Source organism: Siminovitchia fortis, from assembly GCF_007681465.1.
Classification (GTDB): domain Bacteria; phylum Bacillota; class Bacilli; order Bacillales; family Bacillaceae_C; genus Siminovitchia; species Siminovitchia fortis.
Window position 1 is genome coordinate 1 of record NZ_VEKZ01000128.1, and the last position, 1,811, is coordinate 1,811.

A 1,811-nucleotide genomic window follows, 5' to 3' on the forward strand; every position below is an offset into this window, starting at 1 on the left:
TCTATTGAAGTGGTTCAATTTTCAAGTGCGATTGTGGTTCATTTTTAGATTACCATATACAATCAGACTTATGAATATGAGATACCTGTGCACCTATAGTTTCAAGCATTTGTTTCCGTTCAAATAGCCCTAAAGAACAGCCACTGAACTTGAATTCTGCATATAAAGTTTCTTCGTCTCCCCACGATACTTCGAAACCTAAAACATCTCTATAAAATAAGAAACATTCTTTATAATTGTCTACTAATAAACGGGTGTGTGTTAGCTCCAAACGAAATCACTCCATTTCATCTCTTTACTTGAATATTTTTTCAAATTTCTTTACCGATTCATTACTGCATAAATTTGAAAAATGAGTTATAAGAAATTTCTTTGCTTCTTTTTTATCTGTATTAAAAGTGTCTATTCTATTTCTTCTTGCCCAAGAATCATAAGTCTCAAAAGCTGTACTGCTCCAACCGTTCTTTTCACCATTGTCATTTTTTTCTCATTTATGCCTGAAATTACAATATCCATTGATCCTTGCAATTCTAATAATGCGTTCTCAAATATCCTTTTTTTATCACTTTCCTTTAGGCCTGCTTTTATTCTTAATGCCCTTGTGTCTATCCCTTCCTCTTGGGTAATTGTTTTGTATATATCAAATGCTTCTTTCGATACGTTTCCATTAAAATAGCGTTCCTCAACGGACTCAGCATAGCCTAAAACCCTTTTTACATATGGAAGAAGCTGACGGGAAACCAACACCGATTTTTTCTTAATGAATTTACCGTATCCCGCAACTCCGTCAGTTGAAAATTTTGTCCTCCAAATCCAAGGATCAAACTCTGTTTCTGAATGCCAATGCTCTGATAAAGTTATGGTATTTAAAGAAGGGAAGTCAGGTATTAATGGGGCAAGAGGAAGTAAACCAATCTCTTCTAATACACCTATGGCTTCCTCATATGTTTTCACTTTATATTCCCTCAATTTGTTATCTCCTTTATAAAAATTGACATATACCTAATTTCTATATATAACCAAGATTCTCCTTCTTAGACAAAACTGACTCCTTACTTTAAGTACAATCCTGCACACCTGGCCGTAATCCGTCATGATCTGATCAAATAATATATCGATATCTGAAGTTTGGAGCTCTTCAGCAGCTGTTTCATTCAAGACTGTAACCCCCTTACCGTACTTAAACATTAGACGAGACGGATGCACTCATGGTTTCATTCATGTCTTTATTTGTGATGAATAGGAGCTTAAAAGCAATATGATCACTGATATTAAAGCTGTAACCGCACAATGTAACAATAACTTAGAAGTATTTCAACAATGAAAATACTGGCTTTAATGCATGCCTTTTCATTAAAATTGTTCCATGCTTCTTTCCAATCAAGTAAACTGAATGTAAATAAAGCGCGGGGATGTTAAAAATGATGCACGGAAGATTCTCATTGAATAAAAAAATTTTTGTCATATTACTCATTCTATTTATCGGGAGCTATGGTGCTTTTTTTGTGTACTCTTTTCAACATAAGGATAGCGATGAACGCCTCATGACTGATGTAGGTCGTCTTGTTCCCGTTAAAGTGAGAGAAGTAGTTCAAGGGCAAGAAGTCGATCAAATGAAAGATCTTTTGAAAGAGGCAAAAGATAAAAATTTAAAAATTTCAATTGCAGGCAAACAGCACAGCCAGGGTGGACACACATACTATAAAGATGCAATTGTTATGGATATGACTACATATAACAAAGTTCTTAAGTAAGCGTCAAATAAAACACACATTCTATTCATAGGTCAGCCGTGGGATAATCTTCTTAGA

At 34.5% G+C, this 1,811-nt stretch carries 3 protein-coding genes and 1 pseudogene; 1 reads left to right on the top strand and 3 read right to left on the bottom strand.

The window, feature by feature from the left end:
- Positions 1-49 precede the first annotated feature (49 nt).
- The 3 genes and pseudogenes from FS666_RS20590 to FS666_RS19970 form a co-directional block, all read right to left on the bottom strand.
- Positions 50-271, bottom strand: a complete 222-nt coding sequence (locus tag FS666_RS20590; RefSeq protein WP_342353799.1) for a VOC family protein — start codon at positions 269-271, stop codon at positions 50-52.
- Positions 272-295: 24 nt separating this feature from the next.
- Positions 296-954: pseudogene (locus FS666_RS19155) on the bottom strand (AlkZ-related protein).
- A gap of 48 nt (positions 955-1,002) precedes the next feature.
- Positions 1,003-1,158 (bottom strand): hypothetical protein, encoded by a 156-nt coding sequence (locus FS666_RS19970; RefSeq protein WP_186306625.1) that lies wholly within the window; start codon positions 1,156-1,158, stop codon positions 1,003-1,005.
- 284 nt (positions 1,159-1,442) lie between these two features.
- On the opposite strand from FS666_RS19970, the gene FS666_RS19165 reads away from it, so the two are divergent.
- Positions 1,443-1,754, top strand: coding sequence for an FAD-binding protein (locus FS666_RS19165; protein WP_390615711.1), 312 nt, complete (start codon positions 1,443-1,445; stop codon positions 1,752-1,754).
- Positions 1,755-1,811: the final 57 nt, after the last annotated feature.